25 protein-coding genes, 2 tRNA genes and 1 riboswitch are annotated in these 25,531 nt (G+C 72.1%); of the genes, 8 read left to right on the top strand and 19 right to left on the bottom strand.

Features of this window, described 5'->3' with window-relative positions:
- From ettA to msrA, 4 genes are all read right to left on the bottom strand, one after another.
- The gene (gene ettA, locus ACUY4T_RS01615; RefSeq protein ID WP_446017143.1) at positions 1 to 1,683 is read right to left on the bottom strand and encodes an energy-dependent translational throttle protein EttA; all 1,683 of its coding nucleotides are present in this window, start codon (positions 1,681 to 1,683) and stop codon (positions 1 to 3) included.
- 5 nt (positions 1,684 to 1,688) lie between these two features.
- Positions 1,689 to 2,171 carry a DUF6993 domain-containing protein gene (locus ACUY4T_RS01610; RefSeq protein ID WP_446017142.1) on the bottom strand — a complete coding sequence of 161 codons (483 nt, stop codon included), beginning with the start codon at positions 2,169 to 2,171 and terminating at the stop codon, positions 1,689 to 1,691.
- Between the two features lie 99 nt (positions 2,172 to 2,270).
- On the bottom strand, positions 2,271 to 2,867 hold the full coding sequence (gene ssb / locus ACUY4T_RS01605; RefSeq protein ID WP_446017141.1) for a single-stranded DNA-binding protein: 597 nt from the start codon (positions 2,865 to 2,867) through the stop codon (positions 2,271 to 2,273).
- Positions 2,868 to 3,045: 178 nt separating this feature from the next.
- Positions 3,046 to 3,570, bottom strand: coding sequence for a peptide-methionine (S)-S-oxide reductase MsrA (msrA, locus tag ACUY4T_RS01600; RefSeq protein WP_446017140.1), 525 nt, complete (start codon positions 3,568 to 3,570; stop codon positions 3,046 to 3,048).
- Between the two features lie 18 nt (positions 3,571 to 3,588).
- Here msrA and ACUY4T_RS01595 point away from each other — a divergent pair, with 18 nt between their 5' ends.
- From ACUY4T_RS01595 to ACUY4T_RS01585, 3 genes are all read left to right on the top strand, one after another.
- Positions 3,589 to 4,596, top strand: a complete 1,008-nt coding sequence (locus ACUY4T_RS01595; RefSeq protein ID WP_446017139.1) for an aldo/keto reductase — start codon at positions 3,589 to 3,591, stop codon at positions 4,594 to 4,596.
- Positions 4,597 to 4,718: 122 nt separating this feature from the next.
- Positions 4,719 to 6,113, top strand: a complete 1,395-nt coding sequence (locus ACUY4T_RS01590) for an MFS transporter (RefSeq protein ID WP_446017138.1) — start codon at positions 4,719 to 4,721, stop codon at positions 6,111 to 6,113.
- 72 nt (positions 6,114 to 6,185) lie between these two features.
- Positions 6,186 to 6,869, top strand: coding sequence for a hypothetical protein (locus tag ACUY4T_RS01585; RefSeq protein ID WP_446017137.1), 684 nt, complete (start codon positions 6,186 to 6,188; stop codon positions 6,867 to 6,869).
- A gap of 42 nt (positions 6,870 to 6,911) precedes the next feature.
- On the opposite strand, the gene nadE is transcribed toward ACUY4T_RS01585, so the two are convergent.
- The gene (gene nadE, locus ACUY4T_RS01580; RefSeq protein WP_446017136.1) at positions 6,912 to 7,739 is read right to left on the bottom strand and encodes an NAD(+) synthase; all 828 of its coding nucleotides are present in this window, start codon (positions 7,737 to 7,739) and stop codon (positions 6,912 to 6,914) included.
- A gap of 109 nt (positions 7,740 to 7,848) precedes the next feature.
- Here nadE and ACUY4T_RS01575 point away from each other — a divergent pair, with 109 nt between their 5' ends.
- The gene (locus ACUY4T_RS01575; RefSeq protein WP_446017409.1) at positions 7,849 to 9,054 is read left to right on the top strand and encodes a cation:proton antiporter; all 1,206 of its coding nucleotides are present in this window, start codon (positions 7,849 to 7,851) and stop codon (positions 9,052 to 9,054) included.
- On the opposite strand, the gene ACUY4T_RS01570 is transcribed toward ACUY4T_RS01575, so the two are convergent.
- Positions 9,016 to 9,088 (bottom strand) — tRNA-Arg (locus ACUY4T_RS01570). The genes ACUY4T_RS01575 and ACUY4T_RS01570 overlap by 39 nt on opposite strands.
- 69 nt (positions 9,089 to 9,157) lie before the next feature.
- On the opposite strand from ACUY4T_RS01570, the gene orn reads away from it, so the two are divergent.
- The 4 genes from orn (at position 9,158) to ACUY4T_RS01550 (ending at position 11,578) form a co-directional block, all read left to right on the top strand.
- Positions 9,158 to 9,832 (top strand): oligoribonuclease, encoded by a 675-nt coding sequence (gene orn / locus ACUY4T_RS01565; RefSeq protein WP_446017135.1) that lies wholly within the window; start codon positions 9,158 to 9,160, stop codon positions 9,830 to 9,832.
- Between the two features lie 38 nt (positions 9,833 to 9,870).
- Positions 9,871 to 9,946: transfer RNA gene (locus ACUY4T_RS01560), tRNA-His, on the top strand.
- Between the two features lie 92 nt (positions 9,947 to 10,038).
- Positions 10,039 to 10,320, top strand: coding sequence for a metallopeptidase family protein (locus tag ACUY4T_RS01555; protein ID WP_446017408.1), 282 nt, complete (start codon positions 10,039 to 10,041; stop codon positions 10,318 to 10,320).
- A 25-nt stretch (positions 10,321 to 10,345) separates the two neighbouring features.
- Positions 10,346 to 11,578, top strand: coding sequence for a D-alanyl-D-alanine carboxypeptidase family protein (locus tag ACUY4T_RS01550; RefSeq protein ID WP_446017134.1), 1,233 nt, complete (start codon positions 10,346 to 10,348; stop codon positions 11,576 to 11,578).
- A gap of 15 nt (positions 11,579 to 11,593) precedes the next feature.
- Here ACUY4T_RS01550 and ACUY4T_RS01545 read toward each other — a convergent pair whose 3' ends face one another.
- The 13 genes from ACUY4T_RS01545 to ligA form a co-directional block, all read right to left on the bottom strand.
- On the bottom strand, positions 11,594 to 11,848 hold the full coding sequence (locus ACUY4T_RS01545; protein ID WP_446017133.1) for a hypothetical protein: 255 nt from the start codon (positions 11,846 to 11,848) through the stop codon (positions 11,594 to 11,596).
- Between the two features lie 50 nt (positions 11,849 to 11,898).
- Complete coding sequence (locus ACUY4T_RS01540; protein WP_446017132.1) at positions 11,899 to 12,459, bottom strand: nucleoside/nucleotide kinase family protein; 561 nt, start codon at positions 12,457 to 12,459, stop codon at positions 11,899 to 11,901.
- Complete coding sequence (locus ACUY4T_RS01535) at positions 12,456 to 13,250, bottom strand: energy-coupling factor transporter transmembrane component T family protein (protein WP_446017131.1); 795 nt, start codon at positions 13,248 to 13,250, stop codon at positions 12,456 to 12,458. The genes ACUY4T_RS01540 and ACUY4T_RS01535 overlap by 4 nt, the downstream gene beginning before the upstream one ends.
- Complete coding sequence (locus ACUY4T_RS01530) at positions 13,247 to 14,737, bottom strand: ABC transporter ATP-binding protein (RefSeq protein WP_446017130.1); 1,491 nt, start codon at positions 14,735 to 14,737, stop codon at positions 13,247 to 13,249. The genes ACUY4T_RS01535 and ACUY4T_RS01530 overlap by 4 nt, the downstream gene beginning before the upstream one ends.
- A gap of 3 nt (positions 14,738 to 14,740) precedes the next feature.
- On the bottom strand, positions 14,741 to 15,355 hold the full coding sequence (locus ACUY4T_RS01525) for an ECF transporter S component (RefSeq protein WP_446017407.1): 615 nt from the start codon (positions 15,353 to 15,355) through the stop codon (positions 14,741 to 14,743).
- A gap of 97 nt (positions 15,356 to 15,452) precedes the next feature.
- A riboswitch (TPP riboswitch) is annotated at positions 15,453 to 15,562 on the bottom strand.
- Positions 15,563 to 15,611: 49 nt separating this feature from the next.
- Complete coding sequence (locus tag ACUY4T_RS01520) at positions 15,612 to 15,944, bottom strand: hypothetical protein (RefSeq protein ID WP_446017129.1); 333 nt, start codon at positions 15,942 to 15,944, stop codon at positions 15,612 to 15,614.
- A 64-nt stretch (positions 15,945 to 16,008) separates the two neighbouring features.
- Positions 16,009 to 17,307, bottom strand: coding sequence for a DNA polymerase IV (locus tag ACUY4T_RS01515; RefSeq protein WP_446017128.1), 1,299 nt, complete (start codon positions 17,305 to 17,307; stop codon positions 16,009 to 16,011).
- Between the two features lie 34 nt (positions 17,308 to 17,341).
- Positions 17,342 to 17,986: a hypothetical protein gene (locus ACUY4T_RS01510; RefSeq protein WP_446017127.1), complete on the bottom strand. Its 645-nt coding sequence runs from the start codon at positions 17,984 to 17,986 to the stop codon at positions 17,342 to 17,344.
- A gap of 121 nt (positions 17,987 to 18,107) precedes the next feature.
- The gene (gene gatB / locus ACUY4T_RS01505; RefSeq protein WP_446017126.1) at positions 18,108 to 19,628 is read right to left on the bottom strand and encodes an Asp-tRNA(Asn)/Glu-tRNA(Gln) amidotransferase subunit GatB; all 1,521 of its coding nucleotides are present in this window, start codon (positions 19,626 to 19,628) and stop codon (positions 18,108 to 18,110) included.
- Entirely contained in the window at positions 19,628 to 21,160 is a 1,533-nt protein-coding gene (gene gatA, locus ACUY4T_RS01500; protein ID WP_446017125.1) for an Asp-tRNA(Asn)/Glu-tRNA(Gln) amidotransferase subunit GatA, read from the bottom strand. Before gatA ends, gatB begins: the two co-directional genes overlap by 1 nt.
- The gene (gatC, locus tag ACUY4T_RS01495) at positions 21,157 to 21,456 is read right to left on the bottom strand and encodes an Asp-tRNA(Asn)/Glu-tRNA(Gln) amidotransferase subunit GatC (RefSeq protein ID WP_446017124.1); all 300 of its coding nucleotides are present in this window, start codon (positions 21,454 to 21,456) and stop codon (positions 21,157 to 21,159) included. The genes gatA and gatC overlap by 4 nt, the downstream gene beginning before the upstream one ends.
- Before the next feature lie 36 nt (positions 21,457 to 21,492).
- The gene (locus ACUY4T_RS01490) at positions 21,493 to 23,256 is read right to left on the bottom strand and encodes an alkaline phosphatase family protein (protein ID WP_446017123.1); all 1,764 of its coding nucleotides are present in this window, start codon (positions 23,254 to 23,256) and stop codon (positions 21,493 to 21,495) included.
- 9 nt (positions 23,257 to 23,265) lie between these two features.
- On the bottom strand, positions 23,266 to 25,509 hold the full coding sequence (gene ligA, locus ACUY4T_RS01485) for an NAD-dependent DNA ligase LigA (RefSeq protein WP_446017122.1): 2,244 nt from the start codon (positions 25,507 to 25,509) through the stop codon (positions 23,266 to 23,268).
- Positions 25,510 to 25,531 lie beyond the last annotated feature (22 nt).

Below are 25,531 nucleotides of genomic sequence, written 5' to 3'. Positions count from 1 at the left end.
TCAGTCCCTCGTCAGCTTCCGGTACGTGGAGCGGTGCGGCTTGGCCGCCTCGGGGCCGAGGCGGTCGACCTTGTTGGCCTCGTACGCCTCGAAGTTGCCCTCGAACCAGTACCAGTTGGCCGGGTCCTCGTCGGTGCCCTCGTAGGCGAGGATGTGGGTCGCGATCCGGTCGAGGAACCAACGGTCGTGCGTGATGACGACGGCGCAGCCGGGGTACTCGAGGAGCGCGTTCTCGAGGCTCGACAGCGTCTCGACGTCGAGGTCGTTCGTGGGCTCGTCGAGCAGGAGCAGGTTGCCGCCCTGCTTCAACGTGAGCGCGAGGTTCAGTCGGTTGCGCTCACCGCCGGACAGGACCCCGGCGCGCTTCTGCTGGTCGGGGCCCTTGAAGCCGAACGTCGACACGTAGGCCCGGCTCGGCACCTCGGTCTTGCCCACCTGGATGTAGTCGAGTCCGTCGGAGACGACCTCCCACAGGGTCTTGTTGGGGTCGATGCCGCCGCGCGACTGGTCGACGTACGAGATCTGGACCGTCTCGCCGATCTTCAGGTCGCCGCCGTCGAGCGGCTCGAGGCCCACGATCGTCTTGAAGAGCGTGGTCTTGCCGACGCCGTTCGGGCCGATGATGCCCACGATGCCGTTCCGCGGCAGCGAGAAGCTGAGTCCGTCGATCAGCTTGCGGTCGCCGAAGCCCTTCTCGAGCTTCTTGGCCTCGAGCACCACGTCGCCCAGGCGCGGGCCCGGCGGGATCTGGATCTCCTCGAAGTCGAGCTTCCGAGTGCGCTCGGCCTCGGCCGCCATCTCCTCGTAGCGCGCGAGACGCGCCTTCGACTTCGCCTGGCGCCCCTTCGCGTTCGAGCGCACCCACTCCAGCTCCTCCTTGAGGCGCTTCTGGAGCTTCTGGTCCTTCTTGCCCTGCACCTGCAGGCGCTCGGCCTTCTTCTCGAGGTAGGTCGAGTAGTTGCCCTCGTACGGGTACAGCCGGCCGCGGTCGACCTCGCAGATCCACTCCGCGACGTGGTCGAGGAAGTACCGGTCGTGCGTGACGGCGAGGACCGCGCCGGGGTACTTCGCCAGGTGCTGCTCGAGCCAGAGCACGCTCTCGGCGTCGAGGTGGTTCGTCGGCTCGTCGAGCAGCAGCAGGTCGGGCTTGTGCAGCAGCAGCTTGCAGAGCGCGACGCGGCGCTTCTCACCGCCGGACAGCACCGAGACCGGCGTGTCGCTCGGCGGGCAGCGCAGTGCGTCCATCGCCTGGTCGAGCTGGGAGTCGAGGTCCCAGGCGTCGGCCGCGTCGATGTCCTCCTGCAGGGTGCCCATCTCGGCGAGCAGGGTGTCGAAGTCGGCATCGGGGTTCGCCATCTCGGCCGAGATCTCGTTGAACCGGTCGATCTTCGCCTTGATCGGGCCCACGCCCTCCTGGACGTTCTCGAGCACGGTCTTCGACTCGTCGAGTTCGGGTTCCTGCATGAGGATGCCCACGGAGAACCCGGGCGTCAGACGCGCCTCGCCGTTGGAGGGCTGGTCGATCCCCGCCATGATCTTGAGGATCGTGGACTTGCCTGCGCCGTTCGGTCCGACGACGCCGATCTTCGCGCCGGGAAGGAACGCCATCGTGACGTCGTCGAGAATGAGCTTGTCGCCGACCGCCTTGCGGGCGCGCACCATCGAGTAAATGTAATCCGCCATGTCGCCTACCAGTCTATGGGGCGCGTGTCGCCGAGGAGGCAGCCGCCTGTGCCGAGCGCCGGGCGCACCGCACTCTGGTACCCGTCGGACTTCGGGCCGTACTGGCCGACCAGGCAGTCCGGGCCGAACCCGACCGCGAACTGGATCGAGTCGGCGGGGTCCCCGAGCGTGGTCGTGTCCGAGGTGACCTGCATGCCCGACCGGTCGAATCCGGCGGCGATCAGCGCGTCGACGAATGCACGACCGCCGGCCTCGGGGTCGGCCGCGATGACCGCCAGGTTCACGGAGTCGAAGAACGCCAGGTTCTCGGCTGCCGAGAGCTCCGGTCGGAGCACCAGGTCGACATTCTCCGGAGGCGCGACCGTGCTCGGCACGGGTCGCGGCGCCGGAGACGAGACCGAGGTCGAGGCGGGCGCCTCCGAGGACGCGGCGGGCGTGCAGCCGGTGAGGCCGGGAACGGCGACGCATGCGAGTGCCACGAGGATCACCCCCGCATGCCCCGCTCGCATCGCCCCCACCCCTCATCGGCCCCACGGCCGACGACCCGAGTCTATGTCGGCTCGGCGCGCCGGCGCTGGAGCGTCGCCTCAGGCGGCGGCTGACGACCCTGCGGGCGGCGCCGGCACCGCCTCCGTCGACGGATCGGCGGTGACCGCGCGCCCGGATGACGAGGCGTCGGCGGGCCCCTCGGCACCTCCGGGCCAGCCGGGCGTCGCCCCGGGCCGGGCCCAGTCGTCGGCCGGGTCCCCAGCACCGTCGGTTCCGCCGACGGAGTCGCCGGCGGGCTCCGCCGGCGGGGCGTCCGACTGCTCCGCGGTGCGCGCCGACGAGGCCGTGCGCGTCGCCTGGGTGCGCGCCCACGAGAGGTCGTGGCCGATCGCGTCGGCATCGATCTCGACGGCCGTGCCCGACTTCTCCCCCGTCTCCCACGAGCGGACCCGGAGGCGACCGTGGACGACCACCCGGTCACCCCGCGACACGGAGGCCGCGGCGTTGACGGCGAGCTGTCGGAACGCGGCGACCGAGTACCAGTTCGTCTCCCCATCGGCCCATTCGCCCTTCGCGCGGTCGAAGAACCGGCGCGTCGTCGCGAGGCGGAAGTTGGTGATCGCCAGCCCGCTGTCGGTGACGCTGTGCCGCGGGTCGTTGCCCACGAATCCGGTGACGGTGACGAGATCGGTCATGTCGTGCTCCCTGCAGTCGACGCCACCGCGTGCCGGCGGCTCGCGGCATCCGGGGTCCTCGTGCCGGAACGACCCCGGATGCCGCTGACGCCAGATTGCCGGTCACGACGTGGCATCCGTCGACCGCGTGCGCAGCCGGTGGAGGCGGACCGACCAGCCGCGAGTTGGGGAGGAGGAGTCAGGCGACGATGTAGTCCGCGTACGAGCGCCGGATCTTGTTCACCTTCGGCAGGGCCACGGCGAGGCAGTAGCCCTGGCCCGGGTTCTTCGCGAAGAAGTCCTGGTGGTACTCCTCGGCTCGGAAGAACTCGCCGAGCGGCTCGATCGTCGTGACGACCTCCCCGGGCCACCACTCCGCTGCGCGAGCCCGTGCCTGCTCGAACCTCGCACGCTGGGCCTCGCCGTCGAAGAACATCGCCGACCGGTACTGCGTCCCGATGTCGGCGCCCTGCCGGTTCAGCTGGGTGGGATCGTGCAGGGTGAAGAAGACGTCCAGGATCACCTCGGACGGGATGACGTCGGAGTCGAACGAGACGCGCACCGCCTCGGCGTGCCCGGTCGCGCCCGTGCACACGAGCTCGTACGACGGGTTCGGCAGCGACCCCCCGGTGTAGCCGGACACGACGTCGTCCACACCGCGAAGCGTGCGGTAGACGGCATCGAGGCACCAGAAGCAGCCGCCCGCCAGAACGAAGTTCTCCATCGCCATAGGCTATCCGGCATGACCTTCGCCGCCGCGCACGACCGCTACGACCGCATGCCCTATCCGCGTATCGGCCGCAGCGGCCTCAGGCTCCCGGCGCTCTCGCTGGGCCTCTGGCACAACTTCGGCCACGACCGGCCGCTCGACACCCAGCGCGCGATCGTCCGGCGCGCCTTCGACCTCGGCATCACCCACTTCGACCTCGCGAACAACTACGGTCCCCCCGCGGGCAGCGCCGAGGAGAACTTCGGCCGCCTGCTCGCCGCCGACCTGGCGGCGTACCGCGACGAGATCATCGTCTCGTCGAAGGCGGGCTACCACATGTGGGATGGACCGTACGGCGAGTGGGGATCGCGGAAGTACCTGCTCTCCTCCCTCGACCGGAGCCTCGGCCGCCTCGGCCTCGACTACGTGGACGTCTTCTACTCGCACCGGCCCGATCCCGAGACGCCGATCGAGGAGACGATGGGGGCCCTCGCCCACGCCGTCCGGCAGGGCAAGGCGCTGTACGTCGGCATCTCGAACTACTCGCCGGAGCAGACGCGCGCCGCCGCCGCCGCGCTCGCGGCGGAGGGCGTGCCCCTCACCATCCACCAGCCCCGCTACTCGATGTTCGACCGGACGATCGAGGACGGCCTCTTCCCCGTGCTCGACGAGGTCGGAGCCTCGGCCATCGTGTTCTCGCCGCTCGCGCAGGGTCTGCTGACCGACCGGTACCTCTCCGGCGACGTGCCGGAGGGCTCCCGAGCGGCCACCAGCCACTTCCTCCCGGCGGAGCGCATCAGCGAGGACTACCTCGCCCGGGCGCGCGCGCTCCACTCGATCGCGGCGGCGCGCGGGCAGACCCTCGCGCAGCTCGCGCTGTCGTGGGTGCTCCGCGTCCCGCAGGTCGCGAGCGCGCTGATCGGCGCGTCGAGCGTCGCGCAGCTCGAGCAGAACGTGGCCGCGCTGGACGCGTCGGCGCTGAGCGACGACGAGATCGCCGCGATCGAGCCGCACGCGGCTGACGGAACCGTCCTCGGCTGAGCGGATGGCGCCGCGCCGGGATCCCGCCGGTGCGGCGCTCGGCAGCACGGGTTAGGGTGTCGTCCACCGGCGTCGCGGAGGGCTCCGGTCGGCATCGGCGCGGACCGGGGGGGGGCGACGCGATGGACAGCGGCACGGGCACGCGCACGGTCGTGCGGACGTCGCTGCGCTACCTCCCGATCGGCCTCGCCCTGTTCGCCCTGCAACTCGACTTCTTCTCGCTCAGCCTGGCGATGCCGACGATCGCCCACGACCTCGACGTGCCGGTGACCGACCTCCAGTGGCTGCTCGCGGGCTACCTGCTGAGCGTCGGCGCCACGTTCGTCCCGGCCGGCAAGATCGGGGACACCATCGGCCGCAGACGCGCACTCGTGGTGGGCCTGGTGGTGTTCGGAGCGTCCAGCCTCGCGTGCGCGCTGTCCGCGAGCGCTCCGCTGCTGATCCTGTTCCGGGTCGTGCAGGGGGTCGGCGCCGGGCTCGTGATGCCGAACGCCTTCGCCCTCATGGGTGCGACGATCGCCGACGGGCCCAAGGCGAAGGTCATGGGCCTGCTGCTCGGCCTCTCCGGCGTCGGGACCGCCCTCGGACCGGTCGTCGGAGGCGTGCTCGCGGAGACCGCGGGATGGCAGTGGGTCTTCCTGATCAACCTCCCGGTGGCCGTCGTCGCCGTCATCGGCGCCGCCCGGCTCCCCGAGTCGTACGGCGGCGGATCGCGAGGCTCGCTTCGCGACCTCGACTGGCTGGGGGTCGGGCTGGTCATGTCGGGGCTCGCGCTGACGAGCGTCGGCATCGACAACACCTCGAACCTCGGCTTCGCGTCGCCGCTGACCTGGGGGCCGCTCCTGGCCGGTCCCGCGCTCCTGGCGTGGTTCGTGCGGCACAGCGCCGCGGTGGCGACGCCGCTGGTGCGGTTCTCGCTCATGCGGGACCGGGCGTTCGCGCTGCTCCTGCTCGCCGGGACCGTGCTGAACGTCGGGCTCAACGTCTCGGTGTTCGCCGCGACGCTCGAGCTCCAGGAGGTCGACCGGATGTCGGCGGCATCCGCGGGGCTCGTCTTCATGCTCTCGTCGATCGGCCTGGCCAGCTGCGGTCCCGCCGCGGGGTGGCTCACCGCCACGCTCGGATCGCGGCGCGTGCTCGCGGGGTCGCTGCTGCTCGGAGCGGTCTCGGTCGCGGCGCTCGGCCTGGCGCCGAACCTCCCGCTGACCGTGCTGGCGCTCGGCGTGTCCGGGTTCGCGTGCGGCATGGGCTTCTCGGTGTCGCAGATCGGGGCGCAGGCGATCCTGCCGCCCGAGCGCGCAGGCGAGGGCAGCGCACTGCTGCTCACCGCGATCGTCTCGATCGGCGGCATCGGGGTCGTCGTCGCCGGCGCCGTCATCGAGGCGATCTCGGGCACGCCCACGCACGCCTCGATCGCGACGCTGCTGGTGGGACTCGCGGTCCTGCTGGCCGCCGCCGGCGTCGTCACGGGCGTCGGGTCCCGACGACCGGAGGCGGCCACCGCGGCGCGGCGATGAGTCGGCGACCGGGACCGAGGCGCGCCGACCGGGCTGCCGTCGGCGCCGCGCCGGCGGCGCTAGCCTGCGCTCATGCAGTGGTGGAATGAATTCGTCGCCTGGATCCTGTCGGATGGCGCACGGCCGTGGTTGTTCACCGCGGCGGTGCTGTTCGCGGCGGTCGTCGCCGCCGGACTGCTGTCGGCGTGGATCGCCCGTCGAGCCGTCCGCGGCCTGATCCGTCAACGCGACCGCGAACTCCGCGATGCCGCGGTCGCCGCACTCATCGACGCGGCCACCGAGGCCTCCGTCTGGAACTCGCTGACGCCGCAGGAGCAGGTGCTGTCGGACCGGGCCGTGGGCCAGGCGGACCTCCAGGTGCGCCTGCTTCCCGTCCGCGGCGCCGACGTCGCCGCCGATTGGGCCTCCCATCAGCTGCACGAGCTGAAGCGCGCCTCGGCGACCTTCGGCTACCAGCTCGACCCGGCCGTGGTGGAGTTCCGCGATCGCCTGCTCGAGTGGCAGCGGCATCCCTCACGCACGCGCCGCGACTTCAGGAACGACCTCGACCGCTGGCGGGCCCAGCGCAGCGAGCCCGAGCAGGCGGTGATCGCCGAGCAGGACTCCTGGGTGGCCGAGCAGCACCACGAGCGCTACGTCCCTTCCCCGCTGATCGACCAGGCGACGGAGCCGCAGACGACGGCGGACGCGGACACCGGTCCCACCCCGGTCGCCTCGGAGGCTGCGGACGAGACCGCTGCGGAGACCCGGCGCTGATCGGACAGGCCGCCCCCGGACGCCTCGGGGCGGCTCGGCACGTCAGTCGCGCCGCCACCACTCGTCGAACATCGTGACCGGTTCGGCGCGCTTGTGGCGCGTCTGGAGAAAGCGCTGCTCGATCTTCTCCGCGATGGCGGGATCGACCTCCTCCCCCTCGAGGAAGGCGTCGATGTCGGCGTAGCGGAGCCCGAGGTTCGCCTCGTCGGCCTGGCCGGGATCGTGGTCGAGCAGGTCGGCCGTGGGCACCTTGAGGTAGAGGCGCTCGGGGGCGCCGAGGTGCTCGAGGAGCGCGCGACCCTGTCGCTTGCTGAGGCCGGACAGCGGGAGGAGGTCGGCGCCGCCGTCGCCGTACTTGGTGAAGAACCCCGTGACGGCCTCCGCGGCGTGATCCGTCCCGACCACGAGCAGGCGACCCTCGCCGGCCATCGCGTACTGGGCGACCATGCGCATGCGCGCCTTCACGTTGCCCTTGCCGAAGTCGCTGATCGCGGCGCCGACGGCGTCGGCGTACTCCGCCGCGAGCCCGTCGACGGCGTCGCGGATGTTGAAGTCGACCACCTCGGGAGGCCGGATGAACTCGAGGGCGAGCCGGGCGTCGGCCTCGTCGCGCTGCACCCCGTAGGGCAGCCGGACCGCCACGAATCGGGTGGGGCGTCCTGCGGCGGAGAGCTCGTCGACCGCGAGGCTGCACAGCCGCCCGGCGAGGCTCGAGTCCTGTCCGCCGCTGATGCCGAGGACCAGGCCCTCGGCGCCCGACGTCGTGAGGTACTCCTTGAGGAAGTCGATGCGCCGGCGGACCTGGTCGGCGGGATCGATCTCGGGGACGACGTGGAGTTCTTCGATGATCCGGGCCTGGATGTCGCGCATGCCACGACCCTATGGCACGTGTGCGACGAGCGGATGACGCGTCGCTGTGAAGCGGCCGCGAGGGTCCGGTTGCCGATAGCATGCACGCACGCGACGAAGGGGGTTCCGCGTGGAGGTCGACCTGCCCACCCTCGTGCTCATCCCTGCGATCGCGGCGATCGCGCCGTTGGCCGCGCGATCCCTGGGGCGCTGGATCGCGATCCCGATCGTGGTGTTCGAGATCGTGCTGGGCGTGCTGCTCGGACCGGACGTCCTCGGCGTGGTCCAGGACGACGCGTTCATCGCGCTCTTCGCCGACCTCGGCCTGGCGATGCTGTTCTACCTCGCCGGGCGGGAGATCGACTTCGCGGCGATCCGCGGCACCCCCACGGCGCGCGCCTCGGCCGGCTGGCTGATCTCGATGGCGCTCGGGCTGCTCGTGGGCTTCCTCGTCGACCCGGGCGCGGGGGCGGTCTTCGTCGGCATCGCGCTGGCGTCCACCGCGCTCGGCGCGCTCCTGCCCATCCTGCGCGACGCGGGCCTGCTCCGCACCCCGTTCGGCCTGTCGATCCTCGCGGTGGGCGCGGTCGGCGAGTTCGCGCCGTTGCTGGCGATCTCGCTGTTCCTCAGCGGGAGATCGCCCCTGCACGCGGCGGCGGTCCTGATCGCGTTCTGCATCGTGACCGGTGCGCTCATCGTCATCGCCGCCCGCGGCCACGGCGTCCACCTGCACCGGGCGATCGAGGCGAGCCTGCACACGAGCGGCCAGTTCGTGGTCCGGCTCGTGATGTTCGTCCTGCTCGGCCTCGTCGCACTGTCGATCTTCCTCGGCATCGACATGCTGCTCGGGGCATTCGCCGCCGGAGTGCTCGGCGGGCTGCTGCTCCGCGATGCCCCCGCGCCGGCCGCCGCGATGACCGAGGCGAAGATCGAAGCGGTCGGCTTCGGGCTGCTGGTCCCGGTCTTCTTCATCCACACCGGCATCACCTTCGACCTCGCGGGCCTCGTGTCCGAGACCCGGACGCTGCTGCTGCTCCCGCTGTTCACGGTGCTGCTCCTCGTCACGCGCGGGATCCCCGCGGCGGTCTTCGCGCCGAGGGGCTCCACCGTCCGCGAGCGGGCATCCACCGGGTTCTTCGCCGCGACCGGGCTGCCGATCATCGTCGCCGTCACCGCCCTGGGCGTGGACGCGGGCGACCTCGATCCGGGAACGGCCGCCGCGCTCGTCGGCGCAGGCCTGCTGTCGGTCCTCGCCTATCCGCTCGTCGCGCTCTCGATCCGGACGGGGAATCCTCGGCGCCCTCGGCAGGAATCGAACCTGCGACCAAGAGATTAGAAGGCTCCTGCTCTATCCGCTGAGCTACGAGGGCCGATCGCCACAACGATACCGCAGCCGGCACGCCCGCCCTCGTGTCGGGGCGCGCGGCTAGACTCGCCGCATGGCTTCCTCGAGTGACCGACTGGTCTGGATCGACTGCGAGATGACCGGGCTCGACCTCGAGGTCGACGAACTCGTCGAGATCGCGGTGGTCGTCACCGACTACGACCTGAACCCGGTCGATGCCGGCCTCGACATCGTCATCCGGCCCGATGCGAGCGCCCTCGAGGCGATGGGCGACTTCGTCCGCGCCATGCACACCGATTCGGGACTCATCGAGGAGATCCCGAACGGCGTCTCGGTCGCCGAGGCGGAGTACGAGGTGCTCGAGTACGTCCTGAAGCACGTCCCCGACGAACAGCGGGCGCCGCTCGCCGGCAACTCGATCGGCACCGACCGCGCGTTCATCGCGAAGTTCATGCCGCGCCTCGACGCCCACCTGCACTACCGAAACGTCGACGTGTCGTCCATCAAGGAACTGGCCAAGCGCTGGTACCCGCGCGCCTACTTCAACGCGCCGGCGAAGGACGGCGGGCACCGCGCGCTCGCCGACATCCTCGAGTCCATCCGCGAGCTGCAGTACTACCGCCGTGCCGTCTTCGTGGCCGATCCCGGCCCCTCGAGCCAGGAGTTCCAGGCCATCGCGGCCGAGGTGATGTCGACGCCGACGGCACCGTCGGGCGCCGAGGCGCCCGTGGGTGCCGAGGTGTCATCGAACCCCTCCGACGTGGTGTAATCTCGTATGGTTGCCGATCGCGGAAGCGATGGCACATGGTGGGTATAGCTCAGTCGGTAGAGCGCCTGGTTGTGGTCCAGGAGGTCGCGGGTTCAAGCCCCGTTACTCACCCCAAGATCTGACTCCGGAACGGAGCTCCCGTGGAACTCGACGACGAGGCCTTCGAGGCACTCGTCGTCGATGAACTCGATCGGCTGCCCGACGACATGGTCGACGGCCTCGACAACGTGGTGTTCGTCGTCGAGGACCGCCCCGAGGACGGCTCGCTCGACCTGCTCGGTCTCTACGAGGGCACGGCCCTGACGGAGCGGGACCGCTACGGCTTCGGCGAGATGCCCGATCGGATCGTGCTCTACCGGGAGCCGCTGCTCGCGGTCTCCGCGTCTGAGGACGAGCTCCGAGACGAGATCCACGTCACGCTCGTGCACGAGATCGCGCATTTCTACGGCATCGACGACGACCGGCTGCACGAGCTGGGCTGGGCGTGACCGCGGTCGCGTTAGCCTGATTCGCATGAGCCCCTCCCCCGCTCGCGGCGTCGGCATCGCCCTCGGCACGCTCGCGATCCTCACCGTGGGCGTCTACGCCCCGGCCATGCTCCTCGGCCCCCTGCCGCAGGTCGACATCGTCGCCGGCGACGCGGCGGGAGAGAGCCCGGCGGCCGTCGAGGTGCCGCTGCCGGAGTCGGGCGCGGCGGTGGCGATCATCGGCGACGACGGTCGGGCCGAACTCGTGTCGGCGTCGGCGGAGGACCCTGCCGCGCCCATCGGCGGCGCCGCGAAGCTCGTCACGGTGCTCGCGACGCTCGACGCCCTCCCGATCGCCGAGGGCGAGCGAGGCCCGGCGATCAGGATCGGCGCCGAGGACTACACCGACTACCTCCGGTACCAGGCCGAGGGGTCGCGGACGCTGCCGGTGTCTCCGGGCGACGCATGGAGCCAGCTCGACGTCGTGCGCGCCGTCTTCCTGGGGTCGAGCAACAACCACGCCGACACGCTCGCCCGCTGGGCGTTCGGCAACCTCGACAACTACGCCGACGAGGCGAACGCCTGGCTGGAGGCGGAGGGATTCGACACGCTCCGCGTGGTCGACACGACGGGCCTGTCGGGCGAGAACGTCGGCACGGCCGCCGAACTCACGCGACTGGCCGGCCTCGCACTGGCGGAGCCCACGCTCGCGGCGATCCTCGAGGACGGCGGCGCGCTCACGTCGACGGACCGCCGCGTTCCCGACGTCGTCGCACACCTGCAGGGCGACGGCATCCGGGCGATCAGCCGCAGCTACACCGACCAGGCGCTGATCTCGTTCGTGTTCACCAGCGAACTGTCCGGCGAGACGCCGCGACGGATGGTGGGCGCCATGACCGGGGTCGACGACTACGAGACGCTCGACGCCGCGGTCCTCGCGGCCGTCGAGGGCATGCAGGCGGCATCCGCGCCGCTCGAGGTGATCACCGCAGGCGCCGCGTACGCCGAGGCCGTCTCGGCGTGGGGCGACCGCGCGCACCTCGTCGCCGTCGCCGGTCGCACCGACTCCGCGTGGGGCGCCGTGCCCGAGACGGCCTCCGTCGACGTGCCGACGTTCACGACCGCTCCGGCCGGCCGTCCCGTGGGCGACGTCTCGGTGTTCATCGGCGACCGGAGGATCACCTCGGCACTCGAACTCGATCAGCCGATCGCCGATCCGGGACCGCTGTGGCGACTGACCCACCCCGCCGAGATCATCGGCGCATTCCTGGCCGACTGAGTCGCGCCTGACGGATCAGTCGTTCTCGTCGTCGTGCTCGACGGGATCGGAATCGTCGGCGTCGAACCGGAAGCGCACGCGGATCTGCCCGCCCACCTCGCGCTCGTCGACGGCGTCGTACCAGAAGAGGGACTCGAGGCCGTCGACCGCAGCCACCATGCCGACGCGCTTCTCGGTCTCACCGTGCACGAGCGAGCGCTGCTCGAAGTCGCCCTCGAGGGGCCCGTCGATGAACTCCGCCACGTAGGTCGCGGCACCTGGATCTGCCATGACCCAACCGTAGCCCCCGCGACGCGCAGGGTCACCCCGGCGCGCTGCGCTCACCCGACGAGTCGCACCCGCATCCCGGACGCGCGGCGCGCATCCGTCTGCAGCACGTAGCGGCGCCAGTCCGCCTCCCAGGCGTCCCAGTACGGGTCGAACGCGCCACCGTCGCGCTCGAGCGCCCGGTGCCGCCTGGCCGCCGCGGGCGCGTCGAGCCAGACCCGCACGGCGTCGCTCCGGTGCCGGCCCGCGAGGTGGGCGCCGCATCCTTCGACGACGATGCCGCCCGGTCGCACGCGTTCGATCGCGCCGGGGCGATCGCCGAACCAGTCCCACCGGTGGATCGCACCGGGGTCGCTGCGACGATGCGGACGCAGCAGCGACCGCTCAAGACGCTCCGCTCCCGGCCGCAGTCCCGCCCACCCCGGGATGGCTTCGTCGACCCGCACGAGGCGCGGGGCCGCGCCGTGCCAGGCGGCGACGAGCGCGGCCGCGAAGGTGGTCTTGCCGGCGCCGCTCGGCCCGTCGACGAGCACGAGCGGATGCCGCCTCCGCGCGACCCGCCGAAGCACCGCGGCCACCGCAGGCTCGAGGGTCATCGGCGACGTCGTGCTCACGCCCACACCGGATGGAAGGCGCCGGCCCAGATCGAGCCGGCGATCGCGAACACCGCGATCGCGGCGGCGATCGCGACGAGCACCGCGTCCGCGACCCCCACGCGCGACGGGCGCGCCCAGGTGCGTTCGACGTCCGCGCCGAATCCCCTCGCCTCCATCGCGGTCGCGAGCTTGGAGCCCCGACGGATCGCGAGGACCAGCAGCGCGAACGCCATCGTCGCGGCCCGGCGGAGCGCGCCGTGATCGCCGATTCCCCGAGCACGACGGGAGAGGGCCATCGCGCGCCAGTCCTCGACGAACAGCCCGACGAGCCGCGTCGCCGCGAGCGCCCCCAGGACGAACCGGGCCGGCAACCGCCAGACCTGCGCGAGCCCGTCCGCGAGGTCGGTCGGGTCGACGCGGAGGAACAGCAGCGCTGCAGGCAGGCCGATGGCCAGGACCCGGACCGTCACGGCGATCGCGAGCTCGATCGAGCCGTCGGTGATGCGGGCGAGCCAGAACTCGAAGTGCACGCTTCCGGACGGCCTGCCGTAGAGCAGCATGCTGACGCCGGCGAGCGGCGCGGCGACGAGGATCGGCCAGGTGCGTCGGAGGAGGAGCCTCGGCGTCACGCCGGCGATCGCGAAGAGGACGAGCTCGACGGCGAGCGCGATGGCGGCGCTCACCCAGTCGACGGTGAACAGCAGCGGGGTCGTCAGCACCATCGCCGCGGCGAGCCGGCTGACCGGGTTGGTCCGGTCGACGAAGCGCAGGCTCGGCGGCGGAGCCGCGACGGGACGGATGCCGCTCACGGCATGCTCCCGGCGGGACGCCTGGCACCGAGGTCGAGTCGGTGCGTTCCGAGGCTCTCCCGGAACGCTCGATCATGCGTGACCGAGAGCAGCGTGGCGCCCTCGTGGACGAGTTCGTGGAGCAGCTCGACGAGTTCGATCCAGCCGAGGCGGTCCTGGCCGAAGGTCGGCTCGTCGAGGATGACGACGCCGGGTCGCGTCGCGAGGACCGCTCCGACCGAGAGCCGGCGCGCCTCGCCGCCCGACAAGGTGAACGGGTTCGCCGCGGCCAGGCGATCCAGCCGGAGCCGTTGCATCACCTCGTCGGCACGGCGGACGACCTCGTGCTCGGGCAGGCCGAGCGCGCGCGGGCCGATCGCGAGTTCGTCGCTCACGGTCGCGGCGACGAACTGGTGCTCGGGCTCCTGGAACACCGTGCCGATGCGCGTCAGCAGTTCGCGCGAGCGCCATCGGATCGGCCCGCCGGGGACGCCGCGCGACAGGCTCGCCGAGGCGACGACGGATCCCGCTCGTGGCGGGAGCAGGCCGCCCATCGTGAGGGCCAGCGTGGACTTTCCCGCACCGTTCGGGCCGGTGAGCACGGTCGAGGACGCGGCGAGGAGTCCGACGTCGAGTCCGGAGTGGAGCACCGGTGAGCGGGGTCGGCCGATCGCCAGGTCGTGCGCGGCGAGGACCGCCCCGCCGTCGCCGACGGACGCCGCTTGGGCGTGGGGCACCCCGAGCGGGACGCCCGGAACCCACACGCCCGCCGCAGCCAGCTGTTCGCGCCGCTCGGCGAGGACGTCGCCCGGCACGCCGTCCGCCATCAACCGGCCGTCCGGTCCGAGGACGATCACCCGGTCCACGAGATCGAGCCACACCTCGACGCGGTGCTCCACGATGACGAGCGTCGAGCCAGTGCGCTCCGCGACCCGCGCCACCGCCGCGCGCACCTCGTCGACCCCGTCCGGGTCGAGGTTCGCCGTGGGTTCGTCCAGCAGCAGCAGGCCGGGTCGCATCGCGAGCGCGCCCGCGAGGGCGAGCCGCTGCTTCTGCCCGCCCGAGAGCCGCGAGGTCGGATGGTCGAGCGGGAGGTCGAGCCCGACCGCCTCGAGCGCCTCGGCGACCCGGCGCCAGGTCTCGTCGCGGGGCACCCCCAGGTTCTCGCACCCGAACGCAACGTCGTCCCCGACGCGAGCCAGGACGACCTGCGAATCCGGGTCCTGCAGCACCAGTCCGGCCCGGCCCCGAACCTCCGAGGCGTGCCGGCCGTCGATCCGCAGCTCGCCGCGCGGCTCGCCCTCCTCGTCGCCGCCGAGCACGCCCGCGAGGGCGTGCAGCAGCGTCGACTTCCCCGAACCGGACGGGCCGAGCAGCAGCACGCGCTCGCCCGGCCCGATCCGGAGGTCGAGTCCGTCGACGGCGTGCCCGCGACGTCCCGCGTGACGCCAGCCCCACCCGATCGCGTCGACGCGGGCGGGGCCGGCACCGAACTCAGCGCGGGACACGGTTCAGACCCGCTCCGCGAGGTCGCGTCCGGCGCCGAATCGGCTCAGCGCACCCGTCGCCGCGAGTGCGCGCACCACGATCCAGGCGAGCAGGCCGGCAAGCAGCGCGCCCGACACGACGAGCGTGCCGAGGTAGAGGCCCAGGAACTCGAGCGACTTCTGCAGGTTCGCGGAGGTGAACAGCTCGAGCACCCAGGCGGCGACGCCGGCAGCGGCGCCGGCGAGCATGGCCGTGATCACGCCGAACCGGCGGTATCCGGTGGCGAGGAAGACGAGCTCGGCGCCGAGCCCCTGCGCGATGCCCGAGTAGAGCGTCTCGATGCCCCACTGGTTGCCGACGAGCGCGGAGACCATCGCCGCCAGCAGTTCGACGTACAGCGCCGCACCGGGCTTGCGGATGACCAGCCCGCCGAGCACGCCGCCGATGAGCCAGATGCCGACGGCGATCCCCCCGAGCCCGGGGGTGAGCGCGTCGGCGGCGCTGAACCACGCGTAGCCGACGTTGTTCCAGATGAGGAACACCAGGCCGGTCGCGACGCCGATCACGCTCGCGACCACGATGTCGACGACCCGCCATCGCGTGCGCCGCGCGCCGCTCGTCGCGCGGTCGTCCGTCACGCCGTCGGCGCGCTCGTCGCGCGCGTTCCCGGACTCGGTTCCGATGGATGTCTCGTGCACTGTCGTGCCCTTTCGTCTCGTGGAAAGCGGCACGGGAGATGAGAATCTCTGCCCTCCCTGCGCTGGCATGACCCAGATCAGGTTCGACGGTCGAAGGTTGAGAACCTTCCTCTCAGCCCGGCTCACCGGACTCCCGTGTTCGAGCACGAGTATACGCCGCTCCCGGGGAGCGGATCGGAGCGGCGGAGCGGACCGGCTACTTCTTGAGCGCCCGGATCACCAGCCTCAGCGCCTTGCCCGTCACGGCGACGAGCGGGATCGCGACGATAAGCAACCCGAGCACGTTCGGCTCGAAGCGGACGTCGCCGCCGCGGCTCACGTAGGCGCCGAGCGGCACCGACCAGCCGCCGCCTCCGCCGCCCGAGCCCTCGTTCTGCTCGTCGTCGGTGCCGGCACCTCCGCCGAACCCGTACGCGCCGAGCGCCACCGGCACGACCTCGGCACCGCCGATCTGGACCTTGTCGGCGTAGGAGGTGCGGACGCCGACGCCGGCGACCTTGTCTGCGAGTTCGAGCACGAAATCAGCCATGCGGCCACGCTACCTGCGCCCGCGCGGCCTCGGTAGGCCTTGACGGACGGCGTGGCGACGTCGCTCACGGCAGGGATCGGGCGCCCGGCGGACGCGGGTCGTCCGGTCGGTCTCTCCGGTCGACGGAGTCGTCGCGCGGGCCCGCCGTCTTCGGCCCGGGCCGGACCAGCGTCGCCGGCCGCACCGCCCCGCGGCCGAAGCGGCGAATCACCTCGTCGATCGTGCGCTCGGCGTCGCGCCATTCCTCGTCGGGATCCCACAGCGGCGCACCGTCTCCGGCGGGACGCAGGTGCTCGGCGCGCACGCCGATGAGCCGGACGCGCCGCCCGTCGCCGACGAGGCCGCCCAGCGGCACGAGGGCCTCCTCGTAGATCCGCCGCGCGACGTCGGTCGGCTCCGAGAGCGTGCGCGACCTCGTGACCGTCGTGAAGTCGCCGTACCTGAGCTTCAGCGTGACCGTTCGGGCGAGCATGCCCGCGCGACGCAGACGGACTCCGACGTCGGTCGCCAGGCGCAGCAGTTCGCGCGCGATCTCGTCATGCGCGACGAGGTCGTGGTGGAACGTCGTCTCGTGCCCGATGCTCTTCTCGACGCGTCGCGTCTCGACGTCGCGCGCGTCGATGCCGTTCGCGAGTCGGGTCAGGCGGGCCGCGAGCGACGGACCGACCGCCCGGGAGAGCGCCTCCTCCGGCATCTCGGCCACGTCGCCGACGGTACGGAGGCCGAGCTTCAGGAGCGACTCCTCGGTCACGCGGCCGACGCCCCACAGCGCCGAGACGGGCAGCGGGTGCAGGAACGCGGTCGTCTCGGAGGCGGGCACGACGAGCATGCCGTCGGGCTTGGCCCGCGATGAGGCGACCTTCGCGACGTATTTGCTCGCGGCGACGCCGACCGAGCAGGTGAGCCCGGTCTCGTCGCGCACGCGTCGGCGGATCGTCCAGGCGATCTCGGCAGGGCTGCCGTGCAGGCGCCGCGCCCCCGACACGTCGAGGAACGCCTCGTCGATCGACAGCGGCTCGACGAGGGGGGTGAGCTCGCGGAAGATCGTCATCACCCGCTCCGAGTACTCGGAATAGCGACGGTAGTCGCCGCGGAGGACGATCGCGTTCGGGCACCGCTGCAGCGCGACCGACATCGGCATCGCCGAGTTCACGCCGAAGCGCCGGGCCTCGTAGCTCGCGGCCGCGACGACGCCGCGACCGGCGGTGCCGCCGACGAGCACCGGCTTGCCGCGGAGCTCGGGCCGGCTCAGCAACTCGACGGACACGAAGAACGCATCCATGTCGACGTGCAGGATGGGGGTCGCCGAGTCGTCGACCGGCCCGGTCGTCACCTGCCTGGACGAACCGTCCTGCTTGCTCACGCCGCGACCCTAGCGCCCGCCGCCGACACCCGGGTCAGAACCCGAAGTCGCCGAAATCGCCGCCGCCGAAATCGCCTCCGCCGAAACCGCCCCAGTCGCCGCCCGCATCGCCTGCGCCGGCATCCACGCCCGGGTCAGCCCCCGCGTCGGCTCCGGCATCGGTGCCGCCTTCCGTCGCGCCGGACGCGTCGAACGCCGACGGATCGGGCAGGAACGCCTGCGCGATCGCGGAGCCGATCACGACGCCGGCGATCGTGCCGAGCATCGAGCCGCCGACCATCGAACCGAACGACGGGCCCGCCCCGCGGACGCCGGCGCCCGATGCGCTCGCCGGACCGCCCTGGGCACCGGCGAACGCGCGTTCCATCGACCCCGGCCGGCGCAGCTCCTGCCGCGTCGCCGCACGCGCGAGCTCGCTCGGGTCGTCTGAGACGATCCGCTCCCCCTCCGGCGCCTGCTCGGCGAGCGAGCGGAACACCTGCTGCCGCTGCTCGGGCGTGAGCTTCGCGAACGCCTCGGCGTGCACCGCCTCGATCGACTCGGGCGGCGCCGTGCGCAGCAGGTACCGGTAGCGCTCGATCGCGAGCTCGTCCTCGCCGAGATGACGCGCCTGCGGCACGGGCGGGGCGGGTCGTGCGGTGCGGTCGGCGGCGCCGAAGAGTCGGTCCAGGAATCCCATGGTGTCCTCGCAAGTGGTTCGGGGTGGCTCAGGCTACCGACGGGCGCCATGAGCGGGCTGTGAGACGACGGATGCCGCGGCGCGACCACGCGCGCCGCGGCATCCGTCGTCGGGGTCGGCCCTAGCTGCCGGCGGCCGCCCGCTCGAGCACGAGCTCGCGCACGCGCGCGGCGTCGGCCTTGCCCTGCATGGCCTTCATGACCGCGCCGATGACCGCGCCCGCGGCCTGGACCTTGCCGTCGCGGATCTTCGCGAGCACGTCGGGCTGGGCGGCGAGCGCCTGGTCGATCGCGGAGATGAGCGCGCCGTCGTCGGAGACGACCGCGAGTCCGCGGGCGTCGACGATCTCGCGCGGCGAGCCTTCACCGGCGATGACGCCCTCGAGCACCTGGCGGGCGAGGCGGTCGGTGAGGGTGCCCTCGTCGACCAGCGCCGCGAGCTCGGCGACGTCGGCCGGCTCGGCGAGGGCCGCGGCATCCGTGCCCTGCGCGTTCGCGATGCGGGTGAGCTCGCCCGTCCACCACTTGCGGGCCGCCGTGGGGGTCGCCCCCGCCGCGATGGTCGCCGCGACCTCGTTCACGAGACCGCTGTTCACGACGCCCTGGAAGTCGATGTCGGTGAAGCCCCACTCGGCCTTCAGCCGACGACGGCGAGCCGCCGGAGGCTCGGGCAGCGCGGCGCGCAGCTCCTCGATGACGGCCGGGTCGGGCTCGACCGGCAGCAGGTCGGGCTCCGGGAAGTACCGGTAGTCGTCGGCGTCGGACTTCGGGCGGCCCGGGCTCGTGGTCCCGGTGTCCTCGTGCCAGTGGCGCGTCTCCTGGGTGATCGCTCCGCCGTCGGCGAGGATCGCCGCCTGGCGCTGGATCTCGTAGCGGACCGCGCGCTCGACCGAGCGCATCGAGTTGACGTTCTTCGTCTCGGTGCGCGTGCCGAACTTCTCCTGGCCCTTCGGGCGGAGCGAGACGTTCGCATCGCAGCGGAGGTTGCCGCGCTCCATGCGCGCCTCGGAGATGCCGAGCGAGAGCACGATGTCGCGGATCGTCGCGACGTACGCGCGGGCGAGCGCCGGAGCATCCGCCCCCGCCCCCACGATCGGCTTGGTCACGATCTCGACGAGCGGGACGCCCGCGCGGTTGTAGTCGACGAGCGAGTACTCCGCGCCCTGGATGCGGCCGGTGGTGCCGCCGACGTGGGTGAGCTTGCCGGCGTCCTCCTCCATGTGCGCGCGCTCGATCGCGACCTCGAACGTGCGCCCGCTCTCGAGCTCGACCTCGATCGACCCCTCGAAGGCGATCGGCTCGTCGTACTGCGAGATCTGGTAGTTCTTGCCGAGGTCGGGGTAGAAGTAGTTCTTCCGCGCGAACCGGCTCGACGGCGCGATCGAGCAGCCGAGTGCGAGGCCGAGCGAGATCGAGTACCGCACGGCGGTGCCGTTGACGGCCGGGAGCGATCCCGGCAGGCCCATGTCGACGGGGGCGACGAGCGTGTTCGGCTCGGCGCCGTGGAACTCGTCGTTGGCCGGGTTCGGCGCCGACGAGAACATCTTCGTACGGGTGTTGAGCTCGACGTGCACCTCGAGCCCGATGACCGGGTCGAAGCGCTCCAGCGCCTCGTCGAAGTCCATCAGTGCTGCGCGCGCCATCAGACCACGCCCTCCTCGGTCGCCATGAGTTCGTGGGTGGACAGGTCCGGCGCCCGGTCGAGCAGCGGGCCGCCCCACTGGTCGAGCAGCATCGACTCGAGCGCGCCGCCGACGTTGTAGAGGCGGGCGTCCTCGCGCGCCGGCGCGAGGAACTGGATGCCGACGGGCAGGCCGTCCTCGGGCGCGAGACCCGACGGCACCGAGATGCCCGGCACGCCGGCGAGGTTCGCCGGGATCGTCGCGACGTCGTTGAGGTACATCGCCAGCGGATCGTCGAGCTTCTCCCCCAGCTTGAACGCCGTGGTGGGCGCGGTGGGCGTGGCCAGCACGTCGACCTTCGCGAACGCGGCGTCGAAGTCGCGCTGCACGAGCGTCCGGACCTTCTGCGCACTGCCGTAGTAGGCGTCGTAGTAGCCGGCCGACAGCGCGTAGGTGCCGAGGATGATGCGGCGCTTGACCTCGGGGCCGAACCCGGCCTCGCGCGTCGCGGCCATGACCTGCTCGACCGTGCCGCCGCCCTCGGGCACCACTCGGAGGCCGAAGCGCACGGAGTCGAACTTCGCGAGGTTGGACGACGCCTCGGCGGGCAGGATCAGGTAGTACGCCGCGATCGAGTACTCGAAGTGCGGGGCGCTCACCTCGACGATCTCGGCGCCGTTGGCCGCGAGCAGCTCGAGGGCCTCGTGGAAGCGCTGCCGGACGCCGGCCTGGAAGCCGTCGGAGTCGAGCTCCTTCACGACGCCGATGCGCAGGCCCGAGACATCCGCACGGCGGACCGCCTCGGCCATCGACGGCCACGGGTCGGGGATCGACGTCTGGTCGTGCGGGTCGTGCCCGGCGATCGCGTCGTGGAGCAGTGCCGCGTCGAGGACCGTGCGGCTCACCGGGCCGACCTGGTCGAGCGACGAGGCGAGGGCGATCGAGCCGTACCGGCTGACCCCGCCATAGGTGGGCTTCACGCCCACGGTGCCGGTGACGTGCGCGGGCTGGCGGATCGACCCGCCGGTGTCGCTGCCGAGCGCGATGGGGGCCTCGAACGCGGCGACCGATGCCGCGGAGCCGCCGCCCGACCCGCCGGGGATGCGCTCGAGGTCCCACGGGTTGTGGGTCGGGCCGTACGCGGAGTGCTCGGTGGACGAGCCCATCGCGAACTCGTCCATGTTGGTCTTCCCGAGCGGGACCATGCCGGCCTCGCGGACCTTGCGGACCGGCGTGGCGTCGTACGGCGGGATCCAGCCCTCGAGGATGCGGGATCCCGACGTGGTCGGCATGCCCTCGGTGACCAGGACGTCCTTGATCGCGATCGGCACGCCGGCGAGCGGACCGAGGTCGTCCCCGGCATGGCGGCGTCGGTCGATCTCGGCCGCCGTGTCGAGGGCGCGCTCGCCGTCGACGTGGAGGAAGGCGTGAACCGCGCCGTCGACGGCGGCGATGCGATCGAGGTGCGCTCGGGTCGCCTCGACCGAGGTGACCTCGCCCGCGGCGAGGCGGGCTCCGAGCTCGGCCGCGGACAGTCGGATCAGGTCGCTCACTGCTCCTCCCCCAGGATCGCGGAGACGACGAACCGGGCGCCGTCGTGCTCGGGCGCGCCGGCGAGCGCGTCGTCGACGGTGAGCACGTCGCCCACCTCGTCGACGCGCAGCGGGTTGTGCAGCGGGATCGGGTGGCTCGTCGACGGCACGTCGGACGTGGCGACCTCGCTCACCTTCTCGACCGCCTGCATGATCTGGCCGAGCTCGGCGGTGAGGTGCTCGATCTCTTCGTCGGTGAGCGCGATGCGTGCGAGGTTCGCGAGATGCGCGACCTGCTCGGCGCTGATTTCGGACATGCTGCTCCGTCGTGTGGGGAAGGGGTCGCAGCGATTCTATCGAGGCGCGCCGAAGAGGCCGGTGCCGTACTTCTGGAGCAGCTCGTACGCCTCGCCGTAGGTCTGCGGATCGGGTTCGCTGCCGTCGCCGTACTTGGCGAGCAGCATGCCGAGCAGCCCCCGGGCGGGCGGGCTGAGCGGCGCGGTGCGATGCGCGTCGCCCGGGTGCGGCTCGGACTCGGGGTTCGGCGGCGTGTACTGCGGGGTCGTCTCCGGCCAGGTGAGCGGATGCCGCGGGGTGTCGAGGGTCAGCGCGTTGGACAGGTCGGGCGCGCCGTCATCGCGATCGGTGAGCGGCTCGAGCCCGTGCCGGGCGCACAGCGTCGCGATCACCGAACCGTGGTGCATCGCGTCGTGGATGATGCCGCCTGCGGCCGTGTACGCCGAGACCGCGATCGCCGGGACGCGGCATCCCAGCCGATCGAAGGCGAAGCCCATCTCGCCGGGCTTCGCGTCGGCGTGCGGCGGGGTCGCCGCCGGCGGCGGCGCGTGATCGTAGGTGCCGCCGTGCTCGTCGAAGGTGATGAGCAGCATCGTGTTCATGGCGTTCGACCCGCCCTCGGTGTCGCTCGATCGGATGGCGGAGTAGATGCGGTGGACGAGCAGCTCGCCGGCGCGCACGTCGGAGACCGCGCTATCGGTGACCTCGCGCCCCTCGACCTCGGACTCGCGCAGCGGCCCGACCGGCGGGTGGAAGTCGTTGTGGTCGTAGATCATCCGGGGCTCGACGAACGCGTAGGGAGGGAGCGTGCCGCCCTCGACGTCGCTCCAGAACCGGGACATCGGCGCGAAGTGCGCGGTGCGCCAGTACGGTTCGAGCGCGGGTGCGTGGATGAACCCGGTCATCGAGATGAGCTGCAGGTCGTCGAAGTAGATCCGCCAGTCGATCCCGGCGTCCTCCAGGCGGTTGAAGATCGTCGGCGCCGCCTTGGCGTCGAGCCACTTCCGGTAGCCCGACTTGCCGGCGTGGTTCGTGACGAACCCGTGCGACGTGGACGCGTGGAAGAAGGAGCGATTGCAGAACGTCTGCGAGGGCACCGCGCAGTTCCACGCGTCGTAGACGGCGAAGCCCCGCGCCAGGGTCGAGAGCACCGGGAGCATCTCGGGCGAGAACGCCCCCATGATCTGCGTCAGGTCGCGGTGCCCGGCCTCGTGCACGTCGTGCTCGACGTGGTGCGCGTAGTCGGTCACGAAGCCGCTCATCGACGGCGCGGTCCCGGCGTCGGGGGCGTTGTAGGGCGCGGTCATGTCGTCGATGGCGGCGGTCGCGTTGGAGGGCGGCAGCGTGGTGCCGAACAGCTGCGTGTTGACGTGGGGGTACTCCTCGCCCGGATCCGGATGCGGGCGGCTCATGATCTCGTCCGTCGGCCCGGAGTACACGTGGGCGGCGACGACCTCGCCGTCGGGACCGGTGTTCGAGTACCGGCCGAACGCGAGACCGTCGAACGACGCCCCCTGCGGCAGCGTGTCGTCGTCGTAGAGCCATCCGAGGAGGTTGTCGAACGACCGGTTCTCGCCCATGACCACCACGAGGTGGTCGAATCCGGGCTTGCTGCGTGCCGGCGGCGGCGGCGGCAGCGCCGCGATCCCCGCCGCTCCCTCGGCCACCCCCGCGGAGTGCCCCGCCGTGGCGCCCACCGTTCCCGCGGCGCCGCCCGCGACCACGGCGGTGGCACCAGCGACGCCGCCGAGCTTCAGGAACTCACGGCGCGTGGTGCCGGTCTCGGCGTGGTCGCGCTCGTCGTCGTCGCCGGATCCCATCACCGCCCCCTACTGGTCGAGCGCGCCCGGTCCCTCGGTCACGAGGATCGCGAACTGCGCCGCGTCGATGATCCGGATGCCCAGTTCCTCCGCCTTGGCGAGCTTCGAACCGGCCCCCGGCCCCGCCGCGACGAAGTCGGTCTTCTTCGAGACGCTGGACGCCGCCTTGCCTCCTGCGGCGATGATAGCCTCCTGGGCTCCCTCGCGAGTGAATCCGTCGAGCGAGCCGGTGGCGACCACCGTCAGCCCCGACAGCACGCCGCCGCCCTCGGCCGCGCGCCCGGGGCCGGGGTGACCCGGCGTCGCGAACTGCACGCCCGCCGCCGTCCAGCGATCGACGATCTCGCGGTGCCAGTCGACCTCGAACCACTCCATGAGCGAGTCCGCGATGATCGTGCCGACGCCCTCCACCTCGGCGAGCTCGTCGCGGCCGGCGGCGCGGATCGCGTCGAGGGAGCCGAAGTGGTCGGCGAGCGCGCGGGCGGCGACGGGACCGACGTGCCGGATGTTCAACGACACGAGGATGCGCCACAGCGGCTTCGTCCTGGCCTTGCGGATCTCGTCGATGAGCTTGATCGCCGACGCGGACGGCTGCGGTCCCTCGAGCCCGGCCTTGCGTTCCGCACTCGTCGGGTTGCGTCGGAACGGGGCGCGGACTCGTGCGGAGCCGTCGGCGTCGAGCTTCTCGAGCCCCGTCTCGGCATCGCGCACGACCACCTCGATCGGGGTGAGGTCGTCGACGGTGAGGTCGAACAGCCCAGCCTCGGTCGGAAGCGGTGGCTCCGCCGGCACCCGCGGCTGCGTGAGGGCGGCTGCCGAGACCTCGCCCAGCGCCTCGATGTCGAGAGCGCCCCTCGACCCGATGTGCTCGACCCGGCCGCGCACCTGCGCCGGGCAGGCTCGCGCGTTCGGGCAGCGGAGGTCGATGTCGCCCTCCTTCATCGGACGCAGCGCGGTGCCGCATTCGGGGCAGGCCGCGGGCATCACGAACTCGCGTTCGCTGCCGTCGCGCAGTTCGACCACGGGGCCGAGCACCTCGGGGATCACGTCGCCCGCCTTGCGCAGCACCACCGTGTCGCCGATGAGCACGCCCTTCGACTTCACGACCTCCTGGTTGTGGAGGGTGGCCTGCCGGACGACCGATCCCGCGACCCGCACCGGCTCCATGACGGCGTACGGCGTCGCCCGGCCGGTCCGGCCGACGCTCACGACGATGTCGAGCAGCTTCGTGTTCACCTGCTCCGGCGGGTACTTGTACGCGATCGCCCAGCGCGGCGCCCGGCTGGTTGCGCCCAGCTCGGCGTGCAGGGCCAGCTCGTCGACCTTGACGACCACGCCGTCGATCTCGTGCTCGACCGCATGGCGGTGCTCACCGTAGTAGGCGACGAACTCCTGGACGCCGTCGATCGTCTCGACGACCCGGTAGCGGGGCGAGGTGGGAAGGCCCCATTGCGCGAGCAGCGCGTAGACCTCCGACTGGGACGCGACCGGCGGGTCGGGCCATGCGCCGATGCCGTGCACGAGCATCTTCAGCCCGGCCAGGCGCGCCCGCATGAGCTCGAGCTGCGCGGCGTTCTTGCCCTCGGACTTCTGCCTCAGCGACCCGCTCGCGGCATTGCGGGGGTTGGCGAACTCGCGCTCGCCCGACGCGGTCTGGCGGGCGTTCAGCTCGGCGAACGCCTCGGTGGGGAAGAACACCTCGCCGCGGACCTCGACGAGTTCGGGATGGCCGCTCCCGTCGAGCTGCAGCGGGATCCCCGGGATGAACCGGACGTTCTCGGTGACGTCTTCGCCGACGCGCCCGTCGCCGCGCGTGGCCGCCGAGACGAGCCGCCCGCGACGGTACCGGAGACTGAGCGCGAGCCCGTCGATCTTGAGCTCGCAGAGCCAGTGCACCGGCCGCCCCGCCGAGGCCTGCGCGCGCGCGGCCCAGTCGCCGAGTTCGTCGGGCGAGAACACGTTGTCGAGGCTCAGCATGCGCTCGGCGTGCTCGACCGGCGCGAAGAGCGTGGTCTCGCCCCGGCCGCCCACGGTCAGCGTCGGGCTGTCCTGGCTCTGCAGCTCGGGGAACAGCCGCTCGAGCTGCTCGAGGCGCCGCATCGACTCGTCGTACTCGGCATCGCTGATGATGACCGTGTCGCGCTCGTAGTACGCGTCGCGCGCCTCGTTGATGCGGACGGTGAGGGCGGCGACCTCGGCGGTCGCCTCCTCGCGGGTGGGTGCCGCGGGTGCGGTCTCGTCGACGGATGCCACCCGGCCAGCCTAACGAGCACCG

It is taken from the genome of Agromyces arachidis (assembly GCF_052805135.1).
Note: the sequence above shows the minus strand (reverse complement) of the source record. Positions and strands in the feature narration are given on the sequence as shown.

What these genes read in the sequence shown, in the direction of transcription:
- ettA (WP_446017143.1), bottom strand. Translation starts at nt 1,683, where the DNA reads ATGGCGGATTACATTTACTCGATGGTGCGCGCCCGCAAGGCGGTCGGC.
- ssb (WP_446017141.1), bottom strand. Translation starts at nt 2,867, where the DNA reads ATGACCGATCTCGTCACCGTCACCGGATTCGTGGGCAACGACCCGCGG.
- msrA (WP_446017140.1), bottom strand. Translation starts at nt 3,570, where the DNA reads ATGGAGAACTTCGTTCTGGCGGGCGGCTGCTTCTGGTGCCTCGATGCC.
- ACUY4T_RS01595 (WP_446017139.1), top strand. Translation starts at nt 3,589, where the DNA reads ATGACCTTCGCCGCCGCGCACGACCGCTACGACCGCATGCCCTATCCG.
- ACUY4T_RS01590 (WP_446017138.1), top strand. Translation starts at nt 4,719, where the DNA reads ATGGACAGCGGCACGGGCACGCGCACGGTCGTGCGGACGTCGCTGCGC.
- ACUY4T_RS01585 (WP_446017137.1), top strand. Translation starts at nt 6,186, where the DNA reads ATGCAGTGGTGGAATGAATTCGTCGCCTGGATCCTGTCGGATGGCGCA.
- nadE (WP_446017136.1), bottom strand. Translation starts at nt 7,739, where the DNA reads ATGCGCGACATCCAGGCCCGGATCATCGAAGAACTCCACGTCGTCCCC.
- orn (WP_446017135.1), top strand. Translation starts at nt 9,158, where the DNA reads ATGGCTTCCTCGAGTGACCGACTGGTCTGGATCGACTGCGAGATGACC.
- ACUY4T_RS01555 (WP_446017408.1), top strand. Translation starts at nt 10,039, where the DNA reads ATGGTCGACGGCCTCGACAACGTGGTGTTCGTCGTCGAGGACCGCCCC.
- ACUY4T_RS01550 (WP_446017134.1), top strand. Translation starts at nt 10,346, where the DNA reads ATGAGCCCCTCCCCCGCTCGCGGCGTCGGCATCGCCCTCGGCACGCTC.
- ACUY4T_RS01545 (WP_446017133.1), bottom strand. Translation starts at nt 11,848, where the DNA reads ATGGCAGATCCAGGTGCCGCGACCTACGTGGCGGAGTTCATCGACGGG.
- ACUY4T_RS01520 (WP_446017129.1), bottom strand. Translation starts at nt 15,944, where the DNA reads ATGGCTGATTTCGTGCTCGAACTCGCAGACAAGGTCGCCGGCGTCGGC.
- ACUY4T_RS01510 (WP_446017127.1), bottom strand. Translation starts at nt 17,986, where the DNA reads ATGGGATTCCTGGACCGACTCTTCGGCGCCGCCGACCGCACCGCACGA.
- gatB (WP_446017126.1), bottom strand. Translation starts at nt 19,628, where the DNA reads ATGGCGCGCGCAGCACTGATGGACTTCGACGAGGCGCTGGAGCGCTTC.
- gatC (WP_446017124.1), bottom strand. Translation starts at nt 21,456, where the DNA reads ATGTCCGAAATCAGCGCCGAGCAGGTCGCGCATCTCGCGAACCTCGCA.
- ACUY4T_RS01490 (WP_446017123.1), bottom strand. Translation starts at nt 23,256, where the DNA reads ATGGGATCCGGCGACGACGACGAGCGCGACCACGCCGAGACCGGCACC.